At 40.5% G+C, this 21,944-nt stretch carries 18 protein-coding genes; 11 read left to right on the top strand and 7 right to left on the bottom strand.

The window, feature by feature from the left end; translation table 11 throughout:
• Nucleotides 1–64 precede the first annotated feature (64 nt).
• Together DS2_RS20465 and DS2_RS15815 are read left to right on the top strand one after the other, a co-directional pair.
• Nucleotides 65–4,360: a carbohydrate-binding protein gene (locus DS2_RS20465; RefSeq protein WP_035015824.1), complete on the top strand. Its 4,296-nt coding sequence runs from the start codon at nt 65–67 to the stop codon at nt 4,358–4,360.
• Nucleotides 4,361–4,479: 119 nt separating this feature from the next.
• Nucleotides 4,480–5,466 carry an XdhC family protein gene (locus DS2_RS15815; RefSeq protein WP_035015823.1) on the top strand — a complete coding sequence of 329 codons (987 nt, stop codon included), beginning with the start codon at nt 4,480–4,482 and terminating at the stop codon, nt 5,464–5,466.
• A gap of 62 nt (nt 5,467–5,528) precedes the next feature.
• Here DS2_RS15815 and DS2_RS15810 read toward each other — a convergent pair whose 3' ends face one another.
• Both DS2_RS15810 and DS2_RS20595 read right to left on the bottom strand, forming a co-directional pair.
• Complete coding sequence (locus DS2_RS15810) at nt 5,529–7,073, bottom strand: anti-phage dCTP deaminase (RefSeq protein WP_035015820.1); 1,545 nt, start codon at nt 7,071–7,073, stop codon at nt 5,529–5,531.
• Between the two features lie 48 nt (nt 7,074–7,121).
• On the bottom strand, nt 7,122–7,289 hold the full coding sequence (locus DS2_RS20595) for a hypothetical protein (RefSeq protein ID WP_160168580.1): 168 nt from the start codon (nt 7,287–7,289) through the stop codon (nt 7,122–7,124).
• Between the two features lie 255 nt (nt 7,290–7,544).
• Between DS2_RS20595 and DS2_RS15805 the strand changes: the two genes are divergently transcribed.
• The 7 genes from DS2_RS15805 (at nt 7,545) to DS2_RS15775 (ending at nt 12,849) form a co-directional block, all read left to right on the top strand.
• On the top strand, nt 7,545–7,787 hold the full coding sequence (locus DS2_RS15805) for a DUF3297 family protein (protein ID WP_035015818.1): 243 nt from the start codon (nt 7,545–7,547) through the stop codon (nt 7,785–7,787).
• A 140-nt stretch (nt 7,788–7,927) separates the two neighbouring features.
• The gene (locus tag DS2_RS15800) at nt 7,928–8,569 is read left to right on the top strand and encodes a hypothetical protein (RefSeq protein ID WP_035015816.1); all 642 of its coding nucleotides are present in this window, start codon (nt 7,928–7,930) and stop codon (nt 8,567–8,569) included.
• A gap of 1 nt (nt 8,570) precedes the next feature.
• Nucleotides 8,571–9,134, top strand: a complete 564-nt coding sequence (locus tag DS2_RS15795; RefSeq protein ID WP_152537625.1) for a hypothetical protein — start codon at nt 8,571–8,573, stop codon at nt 9,132–9,134.
• A 171-nt stretch (nt 9,135–9,305) separates the two neighbouring features.
• Nucleotides 9,306–10,046 (top strand): fused MFS/spermidine synthase, encoded by a 741-nt coding sequence (locus DS2_RS15790; RefSeq protein ID WP_051479941.1) that lies wholly within the window; start codon nt 9,306–9,308, stop codon nt 10,044–10,046.
• 172 nt (nt 10,047–10,218) lie between these two features.
• Nucleotides 10,219–11,610 (top strand): hypothetical protein, encoded by a 1,392-nt coding sequence (locus tag DS2_RS15785; protein ID WP_035015814.1) that lies wholly within the window; start codon nt 10,219–10,221, stop codon nt 11,608–11,610.
• 93 nt (nt 11,611–11,703) lie between these two features.
• On the top strand, nt 11,704–12,192 hold the full coding sequence (locus DS2_RS15780) for an RNA polymerase sigma factor (protein ID WP_035015812.1): 489 nt from the start codon (nt 11,704–11,706) through the stop codon (nt 12,190–12,192).
• A gap of 15 nt (nt 12,193–12,207) precedes the next feature.
• A complete protein-coding gene (locus DS2_RS15775) occupies nt 12,208–12,849 on the top strand; it encodes a hypothetical protein (protein WP_035015811.1) in 642 nt (213 codons plus the stop codon).
• A 121-nt stretch (nt 12,850–12,970) separates the two neighbouring features.
• On the opposite strand, the gene DS2_RS15770 is transcribed toward DS2_RS15775, so the two are convergent.
• From DS2_RS15770 to DS2_RS15750, 5 genes are all read right to left on the bottom strand, one after another.
• Nucleotides 12,971–14,500: a PepSY domain-containing protein gene (locus DS2_RS15770; RefSeq protein ID WP_035015810.1), complete on the bottom strand. Its 1,530-nt coding sequence runs from the start codon at nt 14,498–14,500 to the stop codon at nt 12,971–12,973.
• Nucleotides 14,488–16,581 (bottom strand): TonB-dependent receptor, encoded by a 2,094-nt coding sequence (locus DS2_RS15765; protein ID WP_035015809.1) that lies wholly within the window; start codon nt 16,579–16,581, stop codon nt 14,488–14,490. The genes DS2_RS15770 and DS2_RS15765 overlap by 13 nt, the downstream gene beginning before the upstream one ends.
• A gap of 92 nt (nt 16,582–16,673) precedes the next feature.
• Nucleotides 16,674–17,003, bottom strand: coding sequence for a hypothetical protein (locus DS2_RS15760; protein ID WP_152537624.1), 330 nt, complete (start codon nt 17,001–17,003; stop codon nt 16,674–16,676).
• A gap of 179 nt (nt 17,004–17,182) precedes the next feature.
• Nucleotides 17,183–18,376: a GGDEF domain-containing protein gene (locus DS2_RS20035; protein WP_051479939.1), complete on the bottom strand. Its 1,194-nt coding sequence runs from the start codon at nt 18,374–18,376 to the stop codon at nt 17,183–17,185.
• 151 nt (nt 18,377–18,527) lie between these two features.
• Complete coding sequence (locus tag DS2_RS15750) at nt 18,528–18,992, bottom strand: EVE domain-containing protein (RefSeq protein WP_035015839.1); 465 nt, start codon at nt 18,990–18,992, stop codon at nt 18,528–18,530.
• Nucleotides 18,993–19,113: 121 nt separating this feature from the next.
• Between DS2_RS15750 and DS2_RS15745 the strand changes: the two genes are divergently transcribed.
• The gene (locus DS2_RS15745; RefSeq protein WP_035015837.1) at nt 19,114–19,767 is read left to right on the top strand and encodes a class I SAM-dependent methyltransferase; all 654 of its coding nucleotides are present in this window, start codon (nt 19,114–19,116) and stop codon (nt 19,765–19,767) included.
• A gap of 33 nt (nt 19,768–19,800) precedes the next feature.
• On the top strand, nt 19,801–21,942 hold the full coding sequence (locus tag DS2_RS20030; RefSeq protein ID WP_051479938.1) for a hybrid sensor histidine kinase/response regulator: 2,142 nt from the start codon (nt 19,801–19,803) through the stop codon (nt 21,940–21,942).
• Nucleotides 21,943–21,944: the final 2 nt, after the last annotated feature.

The following is a 21,944-nucleotide window of genomic DNA, read 5'->3' as shown; positions in this document are numbered from 1 at the left end:
TAAGTTTTGTTATCAATTAATTGTTAAATAACTTACTAACGCAACAGAAAATTTGGAGAATGAGATGTTTAAACTTAAACATCCTCTGCTGAGCTCAGGCATTGCACTCGCGTGTGCTTTGTTTGGAGCTCATACACAAGCAGAGGTCCTAGTATTGGAAGCGGAATCTTTTGATAACCTAGGCGGAACTTATAGTGATGGTCAGCCGAATCCGGTAACCATTTATAACGTTAATGGACAAGGTGCGATTAACTTTGTTAACGCAGGTGATTTTGTTGACTACAACATTAACGCTCAGGGCGGTGAATACAGCATAGAATATTTTGTTGGCACCAGTGTTCAATCAGGTCCTAATATTGAAGTTTTAGTCAACTCAAACGGTACTTGGCAAAGCCAAGGATCAGTTGCTGTGCCATTTGGTCATTGGGATGACTTCCAATCTTTAACACCTTCTCATAAGGTTAATTTACCTGCTGGGGCGTCAACTGTTCGTTTATTGGCGGTAGGCTCTACTTGGCAGTGGAATTTAGAATCTTTCGTATTAACTCAAACCTCTGCACCTGTTACTGATTCAGATAACGATGGTGTCAACGACAGCCAAGATCAATGTCCTGGTACACCTGCAGGTACTGCGGTAGACGCAAATGGCTGCCCAACTGGCGGTGGTACAACGCCTCCTCCTAGCGGCGAATCTTTTGTGATTCAAATGGAAGCATTTGATGCAACAGGTAGCGACGATGCTCGTGCACAAGGCGTGTTAGTTGGCGAACGTGGTTACCCACAAGACAAGCATACTGTTGTTGATAGTGTGCAAACAACTGACTGGGTTGACTACACAATTAACTTCCCATCATCAGGTAACTACAGCATATCAATGTTGGCATCAGGGCAAACCTCGCATGCAACGGCGGTATTATTTATTGATGGTACTGAAATTAACGAAGTTCCCGTTCATACAGGCAATCAAGCTGAATTTGAAGAATTCCAATTAGCTGGCTCGGTATATGTTACTGCAGGTACCCATACAGTGCGTGTTCAAGCGCAAAGCTCGACAGGTGAATTTAGCTGGTTATGGTTTGGTGATGCATTAACATTTACAAATTTAGATGGCGACAATGGCGGTGGTGATCCAGTTCAAGACGCTGACAACGACGGTGTATTGGATGGCTCAGATTCTTGCTCGAATACGCCTGCAGGCGAACCAACAGACTTAAATGGTTGTAGTGATTCGCAACTAGACGATGATAACGATGGGGTGAATAATAATATTGATCAATGCCCATCCACCACACCTGGCGCAAGTGTAGATGCCAATGGCTGTGAAATTGCTGTCGATAATGATTCAGACAACGACGGCGTCAACAATAATGTTGATATGTGTCCAAATACACCAGCAGGTGAAGCTGTTAATGGTGCAGGTTGTGGTGCGTCACAATTAGATGACGACAACGACGGTGTAAACAATAACCTTGACCAATGTCCGAATACACCAGCCGGAACACCAGTAGATGCGGCAGGCTGTGAAACTAACAATGGTGGAGATCCGGGCAACGGTGGCGAGCCAGGTGAAGATGAGTATTATCACAATGGACAAGGTTTATTATTTGGCCGTGTAGATGGTGCGATGAACTTTGCAGGCGAAGCAGGTTATGTTGCTAATCCACCTAATTATGATGTTACAACTGATTTGTTAGAAACAGACGATGCCATTCGTGGTAATTCTACCGAAGTATTCCGTGGTGAAATTTACGATGCGGATGGTCATATCTCATTCTACGAACACATAGACGACAGCGTCCGTTTATATATTGATGGCCAATTAGTGCTTTCCAACGACAGTTGGGAAAATTCATCACAAACAACGGATTTAAACTTAACCCCAGGTTGGCATGACTTTGAATTACGTCTTGGCAACGCAGACGGCGGCAGTGGCGCTGTGAGTGGTATAGGTTTTGGTATTGATATAAACGGTGGCAGCAATTTTGTTCACCCAAGTACGTTAAGCCCAAGTATGTTTAGATCAAGTGGCCAAGTTGTGGTTGACCCAATTTTACCTCCGCCATGTGGCATTCAAATTGAATTAGAACACTTTGATGAAACCGGCACAGTTGGCCGAGTTGCCAGTGATCCAAACGACGGTTTTGTTGCTGGTGATACAAACGTTGGTTGGGTAACCAATGGTGACTTCGGTAAATACCATAATGTGTTCCTTGAAGCCGGTACTTATCGTGCATTTATCACTGTGTCTACACCTGCGGGTGGTAGTTATGGCGCGCGTATTGATATAGACGCCGAACCCTTTGCTTGGGGTTATTTTGACAGTACAGGGGGTTGGGATATCGCGGCTGAATACGAGCTCTATGGTGGTGATTTAGTTGTAGATAGCACGGGTAATCATACTGTTCATATCGAAGCAATTGGTGGTTCTGATTGGCAGTGGAGTGGTGACTTTGTTTGTTTTGCCAAAGTGAGCGACAGCACAGCTAAACAACCGCGTGTATATAACCCGAACGATCATGTAGTGGCTGAAATTGATGGTCCAGCAACAGGTTTACAATACTTAAAAGAGCCAGTGCAAATTCCACTAGCAAATAAAGTATTAAAATCAGATGTTTGGTATACCTACCCACAAAACCGAGAGTTAGAAGGTTTTGATGATTTTGGCGCAACAGGTGCATTCTGGGGTCACCCACCAGAACACGACTTTTATGATGATACTGTCATCATGGATTGGGCGGTTAATGTAGTTGATGACTTCCAAAGTGAAGGTTTTGAATACACTGCACGTGGTGAGTTTGACTGGGGTTATGGTTGGTTTACTGAATTCACTACTAATCCACAACCACACTATGTACAAACATTAGACGGCCGAAATGTGCGTATGACATTCATGGGTTATTTAAGCCATGACGGTTATAACAACAATTGGCTGAGTAATCACAGCCCAGCGTTTGTACCATTTATGAAGTCACAAGTTGACCAATTATTAAAAGCAAACCCTGATAAGTTGATGTTTGATACGCAAACCAACTCAACACGATCAACCGACATGCGTACTTTTGGTGGAGACTTCTCGCCTTATGCAATGGCAAACTTCCGTGTATGGTTGTCGAAAAAGTATAGCAGTGCACAGTTAGCTTCTATGGGTATTAACGACATTAATACCTTCGACTATGGAGCTTATTTGCGATCACAAGGTATAACGCATACCGAATGGACGAACGCAGGGGACACCATATCTGGCAACATTCCAATGTTGGAAGATTTCATTTACTTTAACCGTGACGTTTGGAACCAAAAGTTTGCTGAAGTATTAGAGTATATTCGCCAGCAGCGCCCTAACATTGAAATTGGAGCAAGTACTCACTTATTTGAGTCGCGTGGTTATATCTTCAATGAGAATATTACCTTCTTATCTGGTGAGTTGAACTTAGGTGCTAGAACAACAATTTCTGAGTTACCAACCAATATTCTTGTTCACTTAAAAGGTGCGCAAGCGGTCGATAAAACCTTAGCATACTTCCCGTACCCTTGGGAGTTTGATGAGCTTCGTATTCAAAATGCTCCGCGCTTTGGTCGTGGTTGGGTTGCACAAGCATACGCATATGGTGGTTTATTCTCTGTCCCTGCTAATGTATGGGTAGGTGGCGAAGTTTGGACTTGGTCGCCAGGTGCAGATAACTACCGTGACATTTATCAATTTGTTCGCGCGCAAGCTAACTTGTTGGATGGATATACATCGTACTCGAAAGCGGGTTATGTACATGCTATGTACTCGTCAATGAAAGCTGGTTTTATTGACGGTGGTAACCAAGTTCAATCAAGCGTGAAAATATTAACCGAAGATAATATCAACTTTGACATGTTGGTGTTTGGTGATGCTGGTTACCCAGTTGTACCACGCCAAGCTGACTTTGATAAGTTTGAGCATATCTTCTATGACGGTGACTTAAACTACTTAACGCCTGAGCAAAGAGCAGTGCTAGATGCGCAAGGCAGCAAAGTTAGACATATTGGTCAACGCGGCACAATAGACGGTTTACAAATTAACGTCAGTATTAACGGTAGTGTTGCTAACGAAACTGTATCTGCGGTTTCTCGCATTCACGAAACTGATTCGTCAGCGCCTTATGTTGTGCACTTAATTAACCGTCCATTTGCTGGTGGGGTAACACCTACCTTAAATAATGTTGAAGTGGCAATTCCTGCAAGTTATTTCCCACAAGGGGTAACTTCAGCGAAATTACACTTACCAGACGGTTCAAGCTCAACTGTTGCGGTTTCAACTAACGCAAATGGTGATGCTGTGGTATCGGTTAACAACCTTGAAGTTTGGGGTATCTTAGAATTAGCTCACTAATTTATTAAGAATTTTGTTAACCTTTAACAAGGGCTTCAATTGAAGCCCTTTTTCCATTTAATATGTGATGTAAAAACAAGATGATTTATTTTTCATGAGTGGCAGTGGCGGAGTTTTGCATGACCAACCAATTAACTGAGTTATTAACCAATTGGCATCAACAAAAAGACCAATACCAATGGGTACTGGGTACTATAATTGAAACCCAAGGTTCGTCATACCGCAAAGCAGGTGCCATGTTATTTATTAATAACCTCGGTCAGTATTTTGGCTTGCTCAGTGGCGGCTGTTTAGAAGCTGACATTATGCGCCAAGCACAAAAAGTGATGGATGACCAACAGGCCATGGTTATTCAATATGATATGCGCGAAGAAGATGACATTAGCTGGAAACTTGGTATAGGTTGTGGTGGTATGGTACGAATATTATTACAGCCTGTTAGCGCACAAAACCACTATCATAATTTGCCAGTGTTGTTGGAGTTGTTACAGGGCAGACAAAACGTTAGTTATCAAATCAATCTCACCGCACCAGATAATTCTAATTTGGCAGTGGTGAACAAGTCTATCGACAGCCACAAAACATCTATCCAAAGTGATGTATTGAATGTCCAATTAAAACCCGTCCCGCATATAGCGATATTTGGCGCAGGCATAGATGCAAGGCCTCTCGTGGCAATGGCTGGTAACTTAGGTTGGCAGATAAGCTTAATTGATCACAGAACCAACAACGCACGTGCGCAATATTTTACCGCGGCAACGCAGATAATTCGTCAAGCACCAGAGCAATTGGCTGAACATCAACTGCTGCAAAATATAGATGCAGCCGTGGTGATGGGGCACAATTTGCAATTTGACGCCGCTGCTTTAGCAATTTTGCAAACATCAACTGCTAAATATATTGGTTTATTAGGGCCAACACACCGCAAAGAAAAGGTACTTAAACAAGCACAATTACAATTACAACAAACATCCATGCCTATTTATGGGCCTATTGGCTTAAATATTGGGGGCGAATTGCCAGAGTCGATTGCCTTAGCCATCTTGGCTGAAATACATGCCGTGTTAGAACGAAGGGATGCTGGGTTTTTGTCAAAGTGTGAATAAATTGATTTATTTTGGTGATTAAACAATTAAGCCCAAGCGAGTGGGCTTAAATAAATCTTGAACTATTCTGAATCTGGGATTTTTTCATTTACCAAGTCCACTATTTTCAATTCGTAATCCCCATAACCATCTAAGTGTTGGAAGTCTACATGACCTGAGTCAGTCACAATATAGTCTATTAATTCACCTGAACTGTTTTTTCTTCGTTGACTATATTTGAAAAATTTTGAGTATCTTAATGGTGATACCCCTTCAAAATTCTCAAGTAACACTTTAGATTCATTGGTCTGATTATCAGGGTGGTAAATGGTGTCCCCATGTAGGCTTGTTGCTAAACTTTTCTCATATGGCTCAATGTATACAACTCTCTTAATTCCAGATGCAACTATATGCCGAGCACAGACGTGACAAGGGTATGTTGTACAATATAAGGTTTTACCTACAGTGCTTGTATTTGGATTTCTTGCGATAGTTGTTATCGCATCCATTTCTGCATGAATTGCTCTGGAGTACTCTATGATTGATTTTGCTTTGGATTCTTCTAATATTTGAGTCGCGATTTCAGGTGCGCCACTAACGTTATTTGATTGTAAAATTTGTTCAATTTCTTTTTTTAAGAACAACTTATGACTGTCGTTGTAGCATTTCCTTCCATAGTTGAAGCAGCGTTGGTCAATTGGACTTTCCGCATTGTATAAACCGCCTCCAAATCTAGGGACATCATTACACCCAGTGGCAATAATATTGCCATCATCATCGCAAATAGCCGCTCCGACCTGCCTAGATAGGCACGCTGATTTTAATGAGGCTGAATATGCACTATAAATACCAGTTTCATCTTTGGTTGGTGTAATCAATTCTGTGCCATGAATGAGCTTAATAAACCTAATGACGGACTCACCAATTGCCTTGTCATTAGTCATATTTCTGATGAAATAGTCAGATTTATGCAGCGATTTTTCTACATGTTGGCCATGAGATTGAGAAGCCTTCCTATCACGTTCGATTAATTGCCCAATTTCAGAATCACTAATCTGTTCTTCTTTAAGGTTAGAGCGCCTTTCATTTTCGGTTCTAAGCAAGCCTAGTAAATAAAAATTGTTTCTATAGGCTTCTTTAAATAAGTCGATTTCGTCAGGGTGTTTTAACTGATCAATAATATAAGCAGCTTTTTTTTGATTTCGAACTACATTTTGGGATTCACCGGAACCAAAATTAGTTTCTCTTGAAATAGTTATTTTTCGTATTGCTAGCTCAGCCAAGATACTTCCGCCATGCTTTTTTCTTAACTCATCGCCATGATTTTGTAGGGTATCGTATCGTTCAAAACCAGATAAATTTTCTAGTGCTTTTGGATCATCTTGAGATGAAATAATCAAATCACTAAGTCTTATATGCTCGACGTAGTAGCCTGATTCCTTTAATTTTGTAGCTAACGTTTTCTGTAAGCTACGCACACCAGAACCAACTGTGCCGCAGAGCCCTATTATAAGTTCTTGGGAGCGTCTTTGCTTTATAGTTGTGACGGTTGGTATTGTTGTTGGATTTTCAGATTGAACTGGTGATTGTTGAGCGAGGTTTGTAATTTTTGAAGCAGGCTTAGCCATAATAATCCCTTAATAAAAAGTGTTATCAAAGGATTATGACAAAAATTGTTACCAATTCAAGCTTTTAGCTGCTTTGTAAACTTTTTGTTTAGCCTCATCTTCGCGCTTTTTGTATTTTGCACTAGCAAAGCACTCAACGACATTTCTTGCTCTCAATTTATTATTATTCGGCGTTGATATCTCAACAATAGGTTTTTCAGAGTATAGATTTTTCATAACCTGTCCTAGTTAGAATAAATAAAGTTTAAGAGATGGCTTTCAGGCGCCGATTTTACCTATCTGAATGCCAATAGACAATATAATTAATATAAAACTAAGTGTTAGATTTAGCTGATGTACAAATTACATTAACATTAACATAGCATAAAATTCATTTTTTTGTTGTTTTAATGTCAACCAGTTCTTTGAGATTGTTTGGTGTTTATTTATTGAGTAACATGGCTGCACGTCAAATTTAGTTATATTTTTAGTATGAGTGATAACAAACCCGCATTACCCGACCGTTTAGCTAGCGATTCACGCAGCAAATTTTTTGTTAAAGAATGTTTTGAACACGAAATAGGCATTCGTTTAAATGGTAAAGAACGTAACAATGTTGAAGAATACTGCATTAGCGAAGGTTGGGTAAAAGTACCATCACCAAAAGCGTTAGACCGTCGTGGACAACCTTTGTTGATTAAATTAAAAGGCGAAGTGGAAGCTTTTTACAAGTAACTCCGTTTGAGTAAATTAACTTTATAGCCGAAGATACGGGTAATTCACACCTGTAAGCGTTAGCTGTTTACTCTGCTGGATTAATTGGATAGTATCAAAAATACAATAAGATTTTATCTAGCAGTATAGGCCATAAGTATATGAAGACACTCGTACCTTCAGTAAGTGTATTAACCATATTGTGTGCTTTTTCCATTCAAGCGGCGGATAGCACTCAAGCAGAAGAAACTCGCAATATCACCAAAGACCTCACCATAACTCAAACCATAATCAGTCAAAACTCGGTAAAAGAGCAAGGCTCTGGCTTAGAGTTGTGTAATGCCTCCGACACTAGCTGGCAAACTAATTTTAATTTAGATGAAAGCACAGGTGCGATGTTATCGACTTTTACTACAGGTGCAGTTGGCGAATATACAGATGTGTATGCAAATAGAGACGATGAAAGACCTAATGGACAGTATCTAGGTACGATTAAGGCTAAAGTTACAGATGATTTCGGAGCAACTTTAACTTTTGTCGGTCGCTTCAATTCTCAACAGGCTGGTCAGGAACTTTCAGGCACAGTTAGGTTTAAGAATGAAGCCGGTTGTGAACATGTCGCCAAAATTGTTGGAAAACTAAAAGTTCCGTTCGAAAAATTAGAGGTGCAACAAGAAGGCAAAAATATATTTGGTGAAGTTTATGTGTGGTTGATGAGCAAAGCCAGAGAAAGGTTTAATGGAGTTGACACCAGCCAAAGCAAAGAGTTTAGCAAAACAGCATCTATTGGGCCAAGAGGGTAGTATGATGAAAAAACTAACACGTGTTATTGTTGTATGTTTAACGCTTATATCTAGCCATTTGATTGCAGCAGACCAAGTTGAAGTTAAATTCTATGGCTTTGAAACTTCACCCGCCGATTCGCAAAATACAGCTTCGGTTAGGTTCAATAACTTTTCAGTAGAGTATGCAACAACTATTGTTCCTTTGCTGTTTGAAGGTGATTTGGCAAGTAATGAAATCGCAGTATATTTTAATGGTTCTTTGTTGGATGTTTATTCTGATTTGGCCGATATACACAATGCGACTAGTCAATTTCTGGTTGACACTACCTATGTGCAAGGGCAACAGGCCGATCTTGAATTTCGTTTAACCAACAATGGCAATCAGCCTTCACTGCTTGCATTTCCCCACGATGTGGAGAACATCTCTGTATTGGAGCAGCAAGTGAGTTTTGGCAGCCATAAAGATAACGCTTCTGAAGGTAAAAGTTCTGGTGGGTCTGCGCCGTTGGCATTTATCTGTTTTTGTTTGGTCGTTTGTTTGTGTAGAAACATACTTGCTGGTACATGGCTCAAGTCGGGTTAGGGGGCTCATCCCTAACCCGAAAGCACTCATGTGCTGCAGTATTGCTCTAATAGCATTGCGCAAATGCCATGCTCACTTAGATATTCGATTTCCGAAAAAAGGCGAGTATTTTTTATTTTTATCTGATTCAGCTAAGCGCAATACCCAAGCGGATAGAAGCTAAACGGAAGTTTGCAGTTCTCATCGATAGATGAATACCGTTATCATGAGTCGTTAATTCACCCCGCAATGCAGCGCTTAACCAATCCACAATCTATTTTAATTTTAGGTGGCGGCGATGGTTTAGCAGCACGAGAATTACTGACATACTCAAAGGTTAAGTCGATTACCGTTGTTGACCTCGACCCTGCGGTAGCTGAATTAGCTAAAAACAATGTGTATTTAACACAGCTTAATAAGCAGTCTTTTTTTAGCAACAAAGTACAAATACAGCATAAAGATGCATTTGTTTATTTAACCGAAACTACAAATGTATTTGATTTAATTGTGGTTGATTTACCCGACCCCAAAACCGTTAGCCTCGCGCGTTTGTACAGCAAACAGTTTTATCAAATCGCAAAACGCCGTTTAACAAACAACGGCATTTTAGTCACACAAGCAACCAGCCCCTTTTTTGCGACCGATGCGTTTTGGTCTATTCATAATACAGTACTTGCCAGTGGTTATCAGCAAGTAACCCCATACCATGTTGATGTCCCATCTTTCGGTGACTGGGGATTTGTGATGGCGTGCAAATCTACTTGCCCATTGGTTGACAAAACACTGCCACCCACTCGGTTTTATTCAACCCAACTAGAAAGTGCTCTGATGCTGTTTTCCGTTGATATTGCCAACCGAGCAAGTAAAGTGAGCAGCTTGGATAAACCACACGTATTGTATTATTACTTGGAAGGTTGGAAGTATTGGAGCTAACTCAGTAGTAATAGCTCAAATAGATCACAAGTAGTTTTACTCGTGATCTATCACATGTTTAAACAGCATGTTTAGCGGGTTGAGTGTAAATGTAAGGTAATAGTTATACAAAACCCGCAAACTTTAGGGCATAATTTCGCCTAACTGTAAAAGTTCCTATGGAAATGGACTTATGTTTTTTCGCTATTTCTTCATTGCTATTCTATTTGTCGCTCAGTTGGGCTGTAAAGGAAATGACAGCCAACCGAGTGCAGAGCAAAATATCACCTTAGCGCAGGCTAATTTTCAGCCAGCAGCACGTGTAAATACAGAGCAAGTTAATCAGTTTAATCAGGCTGTTAACAGCGCGCTTTTACAAAGTTTTAGTAATAACAATAGTACTGAAACAAATGTTCACTACGCCGCTTGGGGCCGATTAAAACAGTTACATTTTTTATCAGTTGCTGCTCAACCTAAAGATGTATATTGGCAAGTGCCTTTATTGGCTGATGTTGAGCTAGCTGATTATGCTCCCTACCTAATGGGCTATTTCGAGCAGTTTGAACAATCAGCCTATTTAAACAACAAACAATCACATTGGTTGGTTCTACAAGCTAATTACCCCTACAAGTTCAGCTTTCAGCAAGACTTATACAATTATTTAGGTGATAGTGAAGTCATAGACTTTTATGCGGACACTGAAAATGCACTTAAGCTAAAAAATGCAAAGTTAGCTGAATTGTCTCACTTCTATCAGCCTAGTTTAACCACCTCTGCTGATACACGCTTATATTGGTTGGATAGCCTTGAGCTGTCTTTTTCGCTAACAGATAATTTTTCCGTCAGGCCATTAAAAGATAGAATTTTTAAAAATAGCGCTAGAGACTACTGGCGAATATCAACTCTTGATATTGGTGGCGATATGCAGTTATTTGAGCAAGACGATGTAAAAATAGTTAATTTGCTACCAAGCAACTCAGAGTGGAAAATATTGGTGGTGCAAACCAGTCCGTATAAATTTGCTTCGGTCAGAAATAATTTGGCTCAATGGTTGGCCGATTTTAACCAGAACAACAGTTTGCAATCGACCTCTATCGAGATCCCTCACACTAATTTCTCAAGTGATTATTGGTCCAACTTAAACTTTGCGATGGAGTCATCCATACTAGATGAAGAAGAGGGGTTTGGTGACGACAATAGAATCACCTCTGAAAACTTAACTTATGCAGATTTTGCTGGCGAGCAAGCCGTGTCTATTAAACAAGATAAACTAACCTATAGTTTTGTGTTGGAAACAAGTTTAACTGAGTTGAAAAATATCGACTATTTTTATTCAAATGGGTCAAATTCCAGTTCAGTTGCTATTTCTGCAATTGGAGGTTGCAGTGGCCCTTCTTCTTACGAAGTGGATATTACCAGTACGTTATTTGTGTTAATCAAGGATGATGCTGTGCTGAGTTTAAGCCAGTTTGACGTGTCAAACGGCGACCCACTGCCAATTTGTTTTGGTGGTTTTTCACCAGCGTTCGAGCCGCCAGGGGAAATCATATTTCCTGAAATAATTTCCCCAAAATCTGATTATTAGCGCGGTAGCAATAATTAATTTTACCTAGCCTGTAATAAACTCATTCGTCCAACCACTAACCAGTCATAACATAATTTAGGACATTACTTTTTTATGGGAAGTGACTTTTATCTGCAATACATTCTGCCGCACGCGGGCATCATCATCAAAATCTGTCGGGCTTATACCAATAGCCAAGCAGATTTTGAAGATTATTACCAAGAAGTTTGCCTGCAAATTTGGCGCAGCAAAGACAATTTTAATCAGCAATGCCAGTGGTCTACTTGGATTTACCGCATTACGCTTAATGTCTGTTTAACCTATCTCAAACAGAGCAAAAACGGTGACAAACATATTGTTTCCGATTCTTTGCCAGATGAGGTTATCGACGACAGTAAGGCCTTTGCGAATGATGAAATTAACTTGTTGTACAACGCGATTAAACACCTTTCCGAAACAGATAGAGCGGTAATTTTGCTGTATTTGGAAGAGAAAACCTACGAAGAAATTGCCGACATTATTGGTAGCAATAGCAACAACATAGGTGTGCGCATTACGCGAATTAAAAGCAGATTAACCAAGTTTATTAATCAAGTAGATTAACTAGAGGGTGGGATAATGAGTAAATCAATTGAACAAATGTGGAAAGACGGTTTTGTAAACGAAACGCAACTAACCGCGCCAAAAATTAATGACCTGTATAACCGCAAATCGCAAAACATTGTGGATAAATTGCAGCGAATGTTTGCGATTAACATTAAAGCCATTATTGGCGGTAGTTTAGTTGCACTGGTGATGTTTAGTTTAATTGGCGCGCCCTTTTTGGGTGTGTATATTTGTTTATTGCTTGTGCCACTGGTGCTTATTGCTAAAAGGGAGCTGGGTAAATCATATCAATTATCTAAAGGACTGAGCAGTTACGACTACATTATAAATTTCAATGATTGGCTGCAGCACTCAATTGCTGTGTACGCAGGCTATTATAAGTATTTTTATCCATTGTTGTTTATCGGTATGGCGGTTCAAGCTGTGGTGAGTGATGCTGGAGGAAAAATAATTGGTTTGATGATGGATGTTTGGCCAACTGAATTTTTGCTCTGGGGTGTACCTTATTATCTGCTGTTAATTATTGTGGGGCTAATCCTGATTGTCGCTCGATTTTCAGATGCTTTATATAGACTAGATCTGAATATTATTTATGGTCGCCAGTTTAAAAAACTAGAAGAACTGATTGCGGATATGCAAGAGTTGCGAAAGTGAAAAATGCTAGACGACAAGTGAGTATTGTTAACTTGTTATCCCGAGTTCTAGTTAGTTAGAAGATCTGGGCACTGATAATCTTTATCAGTGCCCATTGCTCACCACTCTGTGGTTAAGGTTGTTAGCGCGCTTTTGCTTTGCGTATTCCCATTCGCTCAAGTTGTAACTTTAAGCCAAAGTAAGTTAATACAACTGAGAAAAAGATAAAGGCGACTATAAAATAATCGCGCACTTGCCGGCCGGTTAATGGCACTAAAAAGTTCCATTTATGTAGCATAGAAAAAGATAGAGATTCTAAGCGTGAACTTGCAGTACTGGCATCTGCTAATACACCCGACTGGCTATCAATAAACAATTGAGTTTTATCCACGTCATTTAAACTAACGCGCCAAACGGGCAGGCGTTTATTTCTAAAGTCATAACCCATACCAAAAAAGCGCACAATTTGGGCGTCAGCCGCTGTGGCCGATTCACTGTATTGTTCGGCTAACCACATGGCGTATTGTTTATCGTTAAAGTCGGTTAACGCTTGGCCAGTTTTGCCATCAAAATAAACGACCTTAGCTTCTTGGCTAATGCCTTTGTATTTATCTTCTTTGGTTAAAGCTTTGTGTTGTTGTGCACCTTCAGCTTGATACGACAAGCGTAAAACCGGTGTGGTTTTACTGCTTTTCGTTTGTTCATTTTTATTGCTGGGTGCGGCAATTAAATTGAGTGAATTTACCTGACGGCTTTGTTGAATTTGCGTCAACACTAAATTCATCGCTTGCTCAGAAACGGGGGTTTTTGGCAAATCTGTACTGAGTTTTAACCCAGCTCTGGCTGGTGAATATTCAGCGGTTAATAAATGATAAAATCCACTAAAACTCCACATAAATAATGGGATAACAACTAAGTAAGCACTAGCTCTATGTAGCTTGTTATGGGCAGGCATTCTGCGCCATGAGCGATTAATTAAATAAATTAACCCTGACACACTCATAGCCAATAATGCGAGCATTAAATAGCCAATAATCAGCACTCTAAATGGCCCAGTAAATTCTAACCAATTCCATGTATGCAAAGCACGAAAAACACTTTGCAAAACGATGCGGGTATCGTTGGTTAGTGACGCTAACGTATTGGTTTCTGTGTAAATAAATGCAATATGACCAGCGTCATCGCTATAACTGACACGATAGACAGGTAATAATCGATTCACCCAAGGGTATTCAGCGCTAAACTCATTAATAAATTCAACTTGTTCAATTTGTTCAGCGGGTAAACCTGAGTAATATCCGGCTAACCAAATGGCTTGTTGTTTGTCTTGCTCTGCTACTTGCGCTCCTGTGGTTAAATCAAAATACTGGCGTGGTTGATTCTGTTCATAGGTGGCTTGTAACAAAGCGCCGTTTTCGCTGGCAATTACTTTAACTAAGTTGGCTGACTGCTGGCTTGTTTGCGCCAGTAAATTGCTGGTGGTTTGAGCATCGTAATCAATCTGCTTAACCACTGGTGCACGAAAGTTGGCGGGTTGTGGGCCAATCCATGTCATTAATGGGTGACTAAAACCACTAATTAACCAAACAAAACAGGCAAACAAAGCAGGCCACAAGAAAAACTTGTGCGCCCAGTTTGCAAAGTGGTTTGTGCTGCGCTTTAAAGTTGCCATGTTGCACCTACATAAATGCTACGCGGCGTACCAGGGCGATAGCCTAAGTTGGGATTGCCCACTTGGTTGCTGGTATAGACGCTATATAACTTGTCGGTTAAGTTTATAATGCGCAAATACACTTGCCAGTTTGCATTGATTTGGTAGTGGTTGCGCCAGTTTACTAACGTGTGGCCAGCATAGGTTTGGGTATTGGTTTCGTCGGTAAAATATTCGCCTAAATGTTCAACTTCCACCTCGCTGCTAAAACCTTGCAACCAAGTTGGTTGGTACTTAAGCGTTAAATTGGCCATTTCTGCAGGAGCTTTGCCCACTTTAAAACCTGCGTAGTTGCGGTTTTCCTTTTTGAATCCGCCACACGCTGGGCTAAAACATTGGAATAAATAAGCAAAGTCTTGGTAATACTGATTGGTAATCGCAATAGAAGTCGACAAAGACCATTCATCGGTCAATTTACCTTGGATGGCGGCTTCAAAACCTAAGTGGCGGCTTTCACCTGCATTGGTGACAATACGATCACTGCCATTGATCACGCTGACAATATCGTTTGATTTTTGCAAGTCATATACGGCTAATTCGTATAACCAATCAGCAGCCAATTGACCACGCAAACCAATTTCAAAACTGTCGGCTTCAGTTGGTTGTAAATTTTCACTGCCTTTTGAGCTGCCGGGTCTAAATAAGCTCCCTACCGATGGCGCAACAAAGGCGTTCCGGTAGTTAAAATAGGCAGTATGGTCGGCTGCGACTCGATATAACAAGCTGAATTTGGGGCTAGTGTGTTGATAGCTTTTGGTTTGTGATTGTGGGCGCAGATGGCTAGTGTCTTCCACTTGCCCTGCTAAGTTATCCGTATAGTCAACGTCAAACGAATCATAGCGTACGCCAACAGTTAAGCGCCAATTGTCGGTTAAATCCCACTCTGTGTGTATGTAAGGTGATAATGATGTTTGCGTCGCGCTAAAGTCGTAATTTAATTGGCCTGTTCGACTGTAATCTGTGTAAATATCATCTTGTTTGGTTAAGCTGATTTGCTCTTCAACATAATCAGATGGGGTAACGTCTGTATCTAAACCAACAATCACTGTACCTTGATTAATGTGCTGGCGATATTTCAACATTAAACCGTAAGATTTGAATTGGTAATCACGTATATTCGGATCGTAGGTAATCATCCAACTTGGCATCATTTGCATTGAGTTACTGCGATAGTAGGGCACAGCACTAACCAGTGTTTGTTCATTGACATACCAAGAAATGTCCGACGAAAAACGTAAAGCTGATACTTCACGATAACCAATATCACCATGGTAAGCGTTAAAAGTTGAACCGGCTTTGTATTGGCTTTCTGTTAGGTTTGATGTGCCGCTTTGCTGGATATCAGATGCGGTTAATAATGTTTTGGCGCTGAGGTTATCTGACAAATTACTATCTAAACGTGCGGTTACTGAATAACGTGAATAGTCGGCGGCATCTCTATAGCCTTGGTTGTCTGTTAAATTAATATCAAGTTTGCCTGCATGTTGTGTATTTATCTTGTTGCCGTAGCTAACTAACAAACGCTGCCAGTCATTTTCACCTAACTCGACATTGGCTTTTAGCAAGGTTTGTTGTGGTGCTGGCGCGGTTAAAACATTAATCACCCCGCCTATTGCATCGCTGCCGTATAAAGCTGAACCAGGCCCTTTAACCACTTCTAAGCGGCCTGCTTGCGGCATATTAATTTCGTATAACGCGTTGTGGTTAAAAAAGCCGGTTGGGCGAATGGGTAAACCATCTTCTAAAAATAAATACACAGCTGATGTAGTGATAGGCTGGCGAATAGACGTCATATGGCCTTCGCCACCTAAATTATTGATATGCACACCAGCAAGGCGATTAAGCGCTTCAGCTGGATGTGATGCGCCAATATTTTCTAGCGCTTGTTGCGACAATAAGCTAATTGATTCAGCAACATCTTGTTTGCTTTGTGCTTCACGGGTACCTGTTACCACTATTGTGTCTTGTTCGGGGTTTGCATGCACAGCAAAGCTGGTGCATAGCGCTGCAACAACGGGCGCTATCGATAAATGATTTTGCATAAAATATTCCGTTTAATTTATTAATCCTAGCTTAAGCAGGTTAAATGCACTGCGTAAACTCGGGCGTCAATTTGGTTGTTATTGAGGTTAAATTAAACGAATTCTGGCGGTGCGCGTGATAGGTTGGGGCGGTAATTAAATGTTGCGTAAGCTTGCTGATATAAGCGAGTTTGCAAAGCTTGATACTGGGCAAAACTCACATTGGCGGTGAGCAAAATATCCGCTTGGTACGCGGGTTCTGCCAATAAACCCCAGCTACAATCAATTTGTTGGTATTCAGTTGGTGTATCTTGTGGTGGTTCTACAAATACAAGTTGTCCGGCAGATTGAGTGGCGGATAAAGAAATCCATTGAAATTGCGCACCGGTACAAATTAGCACGGTATCGTCATTTGTATATTGTTGGGCCTGCTGGCTATGCAAGCTTGCAGCAAAAGGTTGCCAAACACTGCTAAGCAGTATGCTGGCAAAACTTAAGTAGCAAATAAATTTAACGACAGATAAGCGCAATGGACATTAAGTGTAAAGTTATAATTAGCTTGATTATAGTAAGCAAAACAAAATACTCAATAAATAGTTGGATTTAATGGCGAACAAGTGCGTTAATCAACCTGCTCAACTCGGTTGCGGCCTTTTTGTTTGGCGCGATATAATGCAGCATCGGCCAATTTAAACCATTGTTCAACATCATCGTTGGGCAGCATGGCGACGCCAAAACTGGCAGTTATTTTATGTGACGGGAGGATTTGAGCATTTGCAATGCTTCGACGAATTCGTTCTGCTAATCTCGCCGCGCTGGTTATATTTTCGACTGGAGAAATAATAACTAATTCCTCGCCTCCCCAGCGTGCTAAGGTGTCTTGCTCTCTCAGTTCAAACTGGACTGTTTTGGCAACTTGGCGTAGTGCATCATCGCCGACATCATGGCCAAATGAGTCATTAATTTGTTTAAAATGGTCAATATCTAACAAGATCATCGCATAAGGTTGCGACTTATTAAAATAAGCACGTATGGCTTGCTCATAACATGCGTTTAGGCCTTTGCGGTTTAATAACCCAGTTAATTCATCATATTTCGCTAAGTTTTTAAAATGAACTGCTTGTGCTTTTAAATGCTGATTAAGCTTTTGCAAACTGGCATTGGTGCGGTTTTGTTGTTGTAGTTGTTGGACTGAATTATAAGTAACGAGCAATAAATGGGTGAGTAAGATGACGCCCCAAACAACGAGTATGCTGGCAAATAGCTGGGTTTGCGACAGCCACTTGCCAGTTAATGCTATATGGTGGATGTCGAATGTTACTTGGCGGTCTTTTTTCGAGTCTCCAGTTACAACTTGCAGCAAGTTGGCTTGGGTAAAGGTGTGCTCAAAAGGTTTATTCGCTTGGTAGAGGTCAAATGCATTCCATGCGGGGACCATAAATTGTCGTAATGGAAGCTTAATTTGTTGTTGTCCTTGCTGCGGATATACATAATGGATGAATTGTGTGCCTTGAGTTTGCCTCTGGTTAATCAACGAAATGGCTAGACTGTCTATACTGGAAGCGCTGTAGCTAAAGTCCATCTCTAAAAATTGATAATCCTCAGTCGAAACAAACCGCTCTTCTCCCCAGTTAAATAGCGGGATTAATATTCCACAATAGGCGTGGGCGGCAGTGCTGGCGCGTACTGTGCAGTTGGTATGAAAACCTGCTTGAGAGCTTGTTGTCGTGCTTGTCGATATCCCTCCGTCTGGTTTGTCATCAATAGCAACTGGCTGGTTGTACTCTGTTGGTTGAATACGCTTAGTATGATTCATACCAAAGTGATGCCACAGCAATACTGCGCAGGTACAGATAAATACACACAGGTAGAACAGCTCTGTTTTGCGATAAATCAGCTTCACGATACTCAGGAATTTGCTATGGGTTAGTTGACTATAGTTGAAATATTGGCCGATAGACAAACGGTTATTGACTACATTGTTGTAACAAACTGTGCCACTCTGTTGGGACAACAGGCATTATTGATAATCTATGGCCTTTTTTAACTAAGCCGAGCTCAGTAATTTCAGGCATTAATTTGATTTGTTTTAATGGTAAAACTTGGTCGAATTTTTGGCTAAATTTAATATCCACGCAATACCAGCGAGGTGTGTCTATATTGGATTTGGGGTCGAAGTATTTAGACTCGGGGTTAAATTGAGTTGGGTCTGGGTAACCTGCTTTGACCACTTCAGTAATACCTGCAATGCCGATATTTTTGCAGCTGGAGTGATAAATAAATACTAAATCGCCTACTTTTACTTGGTCACGTAAAAAGTTACGTGCTTGGTAATTGCGTACACCATCCCACATTTCACTTTGGTTTGGGTTGGTTGCTAGGTGATCTATGCCAAATACATCTGGTTCGGTTTTAAATAGCCAATAGTTCATTTGTTTGTCTGGTTGGTTTTTAGCGTATGATAACAAAAATTGCCACTCTATCATTAGCTGCGCTAACATCTTGCGGCATTTTATAGTAAAACCTTATGTTATTTGCCACTGTGATTTTATTATGCCAGTTGATTTAGTGCCGACATCCTGTCCATTGTGTTTATCTGAAGATACGCAGCTTTATCATCAAGATAAAAAACGCCCTTATTTAAACTGTAGTACTTGCCAGCTCGTTTTTGTCCCCAAACAATACCATTTGTCACCCGCAGATGAAAAAGCCGAGTATGACATGCATGACAATTGTTCTGCCGATCAAGGTTATCGGCGGTTTTTATCTAGAACATGGCAGCCATTAAAAAAACGCTTAACCCATAATATGCGAGGGTTAGATTTTGGTTGTGGTGAAGGTGCCGTATTAAGTCAAATGGCTAAAGAAGATGGTTATCACATGGAGAATTACGACTTATTTTACCACCCTGACCAACAAGTTTTGCAGCAGCAGTACCATTTTATAACCTTAACTGAAGTAATAGAGCATATAGCTGATTCTGATAAAATTTGGCGACAGCTAGATAGTTTGTTGGCACAGCAAGGCATTCTTGCTGTGATGACTAAGCGGGTATTAAGCTTAAATGATTTTGCCAAATGGCATTATAAAAACGACCCGACGCATATTAGTTATTATTGTGAATTTACCTTTTGCTATTTAGCGACTAAATTTAATTGGACGTTTGAAATAATAGACAAAGATGTGGTCTTTTTTACCAAACCATAATGCTTTACATAATACGAGTTAATTGACCCTCTTATGAAGTCTTCTGATAAAGCTAACTTTAGAAATTTAATTATCCACAAAGCAATGAGCATTATGGTGATATTTTCTATCCCTGCGGCTGTTTTAGCTGCTGTGCGTTTGCAATACCTTGAAATGGATTTGGTCAATTTGGTTCAATTGATTTTAGTTGGGTCATTCTGGTGTGTTTATGCATTTCGTACAAAACTGTCTTATGCAATTAAAGCTCATAGCTTAATTTGGTTGATGTTTTTAATCGCGCTGACTGGCTTGGTCCGATTTGGTGTTGCTGGTTCGGCAGGATTAACAGCGATATTTTGTTTGTACCTAGTGTCGATTTTTTGGGGGTATAAGCGCGCATATTTCTTTTTGGTTGGCTTCACCTTAAGTTATTTTGTATCAGCAAGCTTAATTCACTTGGGCTGGAATCAACATGATTTAACCTATAGCAACAGCAACATTATTTATATTGCTTGGGTGCTTGAAGCATTTATGCTTTGCTGCTTTGGTAGTGCGGTTATTTTGTTGAATGGGCTACAAATTAGTCATTTTGGCTCGGCCCTGCAATTGGCAGACCAGACGATTGAGCAAAAAAATCAGGCGCTAATGCAATCTAACAAAGAACTAAATGATACTGCTGAGTTTTTGCAATTAGTGTTGGACCATATACATGTACGCGTTTTTTGGAAAGACCAAGCACTGATATATCGCGGCTGTAATAAAGCTTTTGCTAACGATGCTGGCTTAGCAGCACCTGCTGATATTGTCGGCAAAGATGATTACCAACAGGTATGGAAAGAGCAAGCCGATGCTTATCGAGCAGATGATTATTCAGTTATTCAAAATGGCACATCAAAAATAAACTATATTGAACAGCAAACGCGGCAGGACGGTTCAGTAGCTTGGGTACGAACCAGTAAAATCGCCTTGCGAGATAGCCAAGGTCAAATTGTAGGTATGTTAGGTACTTATGAAGATATCACGGAACAAAAGTTTGCAGACCAAAGGTTAAAAGAAGCCAAAAGCAAAGCGGAAGCCGCTAATTTTGCTAAATCTCAATTTTTGGCAAATATGTCGCACGAAATACGCACGCCATTGAATGGTGTGATTGGTATGACTCAGTTATGCCTACAAACTGAGTTAAATGACCAGCAAAAAGACTATTTATCTAAAGTTTCTATATCAGCACGTTCGCTCTTATCCATCATTAATGACGTACTCGATTTTTCCAAAATAGAAGCGGGTAAATTAGAAATAGAAGAAATTGAGTTTAGCTTAAATGATATTTACCGACAGCTTGAAGCAACTCATGGTTATATCGCCAAAGAGAAAGGACTGACGTTTGACGTTAAAAAATGCCGCTTTAAAGATAGAGTACTATTGGGCGATCCGGTGCGTATTGTTCAGGTTGTAAATAATCTTTGTGCCAATGCGATAAAATTTACCCCTCAAGGCATGGTTATTGTCTTTTCCGATCTAGTTGAGCAGCGGGATAAGTCTTATATTCTCAGTATGCAAGTCTATGATACTGGTGTTGGCATCGCTAAGGAGGCTCAAAACAAATTGTTTAGTGCCTTTGAACAGGCGGATAAATCAACCAGTCGTAAATTTGGTGGAACTGGGTTAGGTTTAGCCATCTCTAAACGTTTAGCGCAAATGATGGGGGGAGATTTAACCTTTTCGAGTACCTTGGGTAAAGGGTCTACTTTTGAACTTGCGATCCCAATAACGCTTAAACCACAAACAATTAAAGCTGGTGGTGAACAAAAAACGACTCGGCCGATATTAGCTGGCTGTAAGATTCTGATAGCAGAAGATAACGAAATTAACCAAGAAGTGGTTAAAGCTATGCTTTTGGATACTCAAGCCGATATCACTTTTGTTGAAGATGGTTTAGAGGCGGTTAGACAGTGCCAAGTTAACATGCCAGATTTAATCTTGATGGATATCCAAATGCCTAATTTAGACGGGGTCAGTGCTACCAAAGCGATACGCGAGTTTGCCCCTCGTGTCCCAATTATTGCTCTGACCGCAAATGTAATGACACACGAGGTCGGTGACTATTTAGCGGCTGGTATGACCGAGTGCCTTGCTAAGCCGATAAATTTAGAGGCGTTTTATCGGGTATTGGCGAAATACTCCACAACCACACTTTAAGT

This window comes from Catenovulum agarivorans DS-2, assembly GCF_000568405.1.
In the GTDB taxonomy this organism is placed as follows: Bacteria; Pseudomonadota; Gammaproteobacteria; order Enterobacterales; family Alteromonadaceae; genus Catenovulum; species Catenovulum agarivorans_A.
The sequence above is the reverse complement of the archived record's forward strand: the minus strand, read 5'-3'. Positions and strand labels throughout refer to the sequence as shown.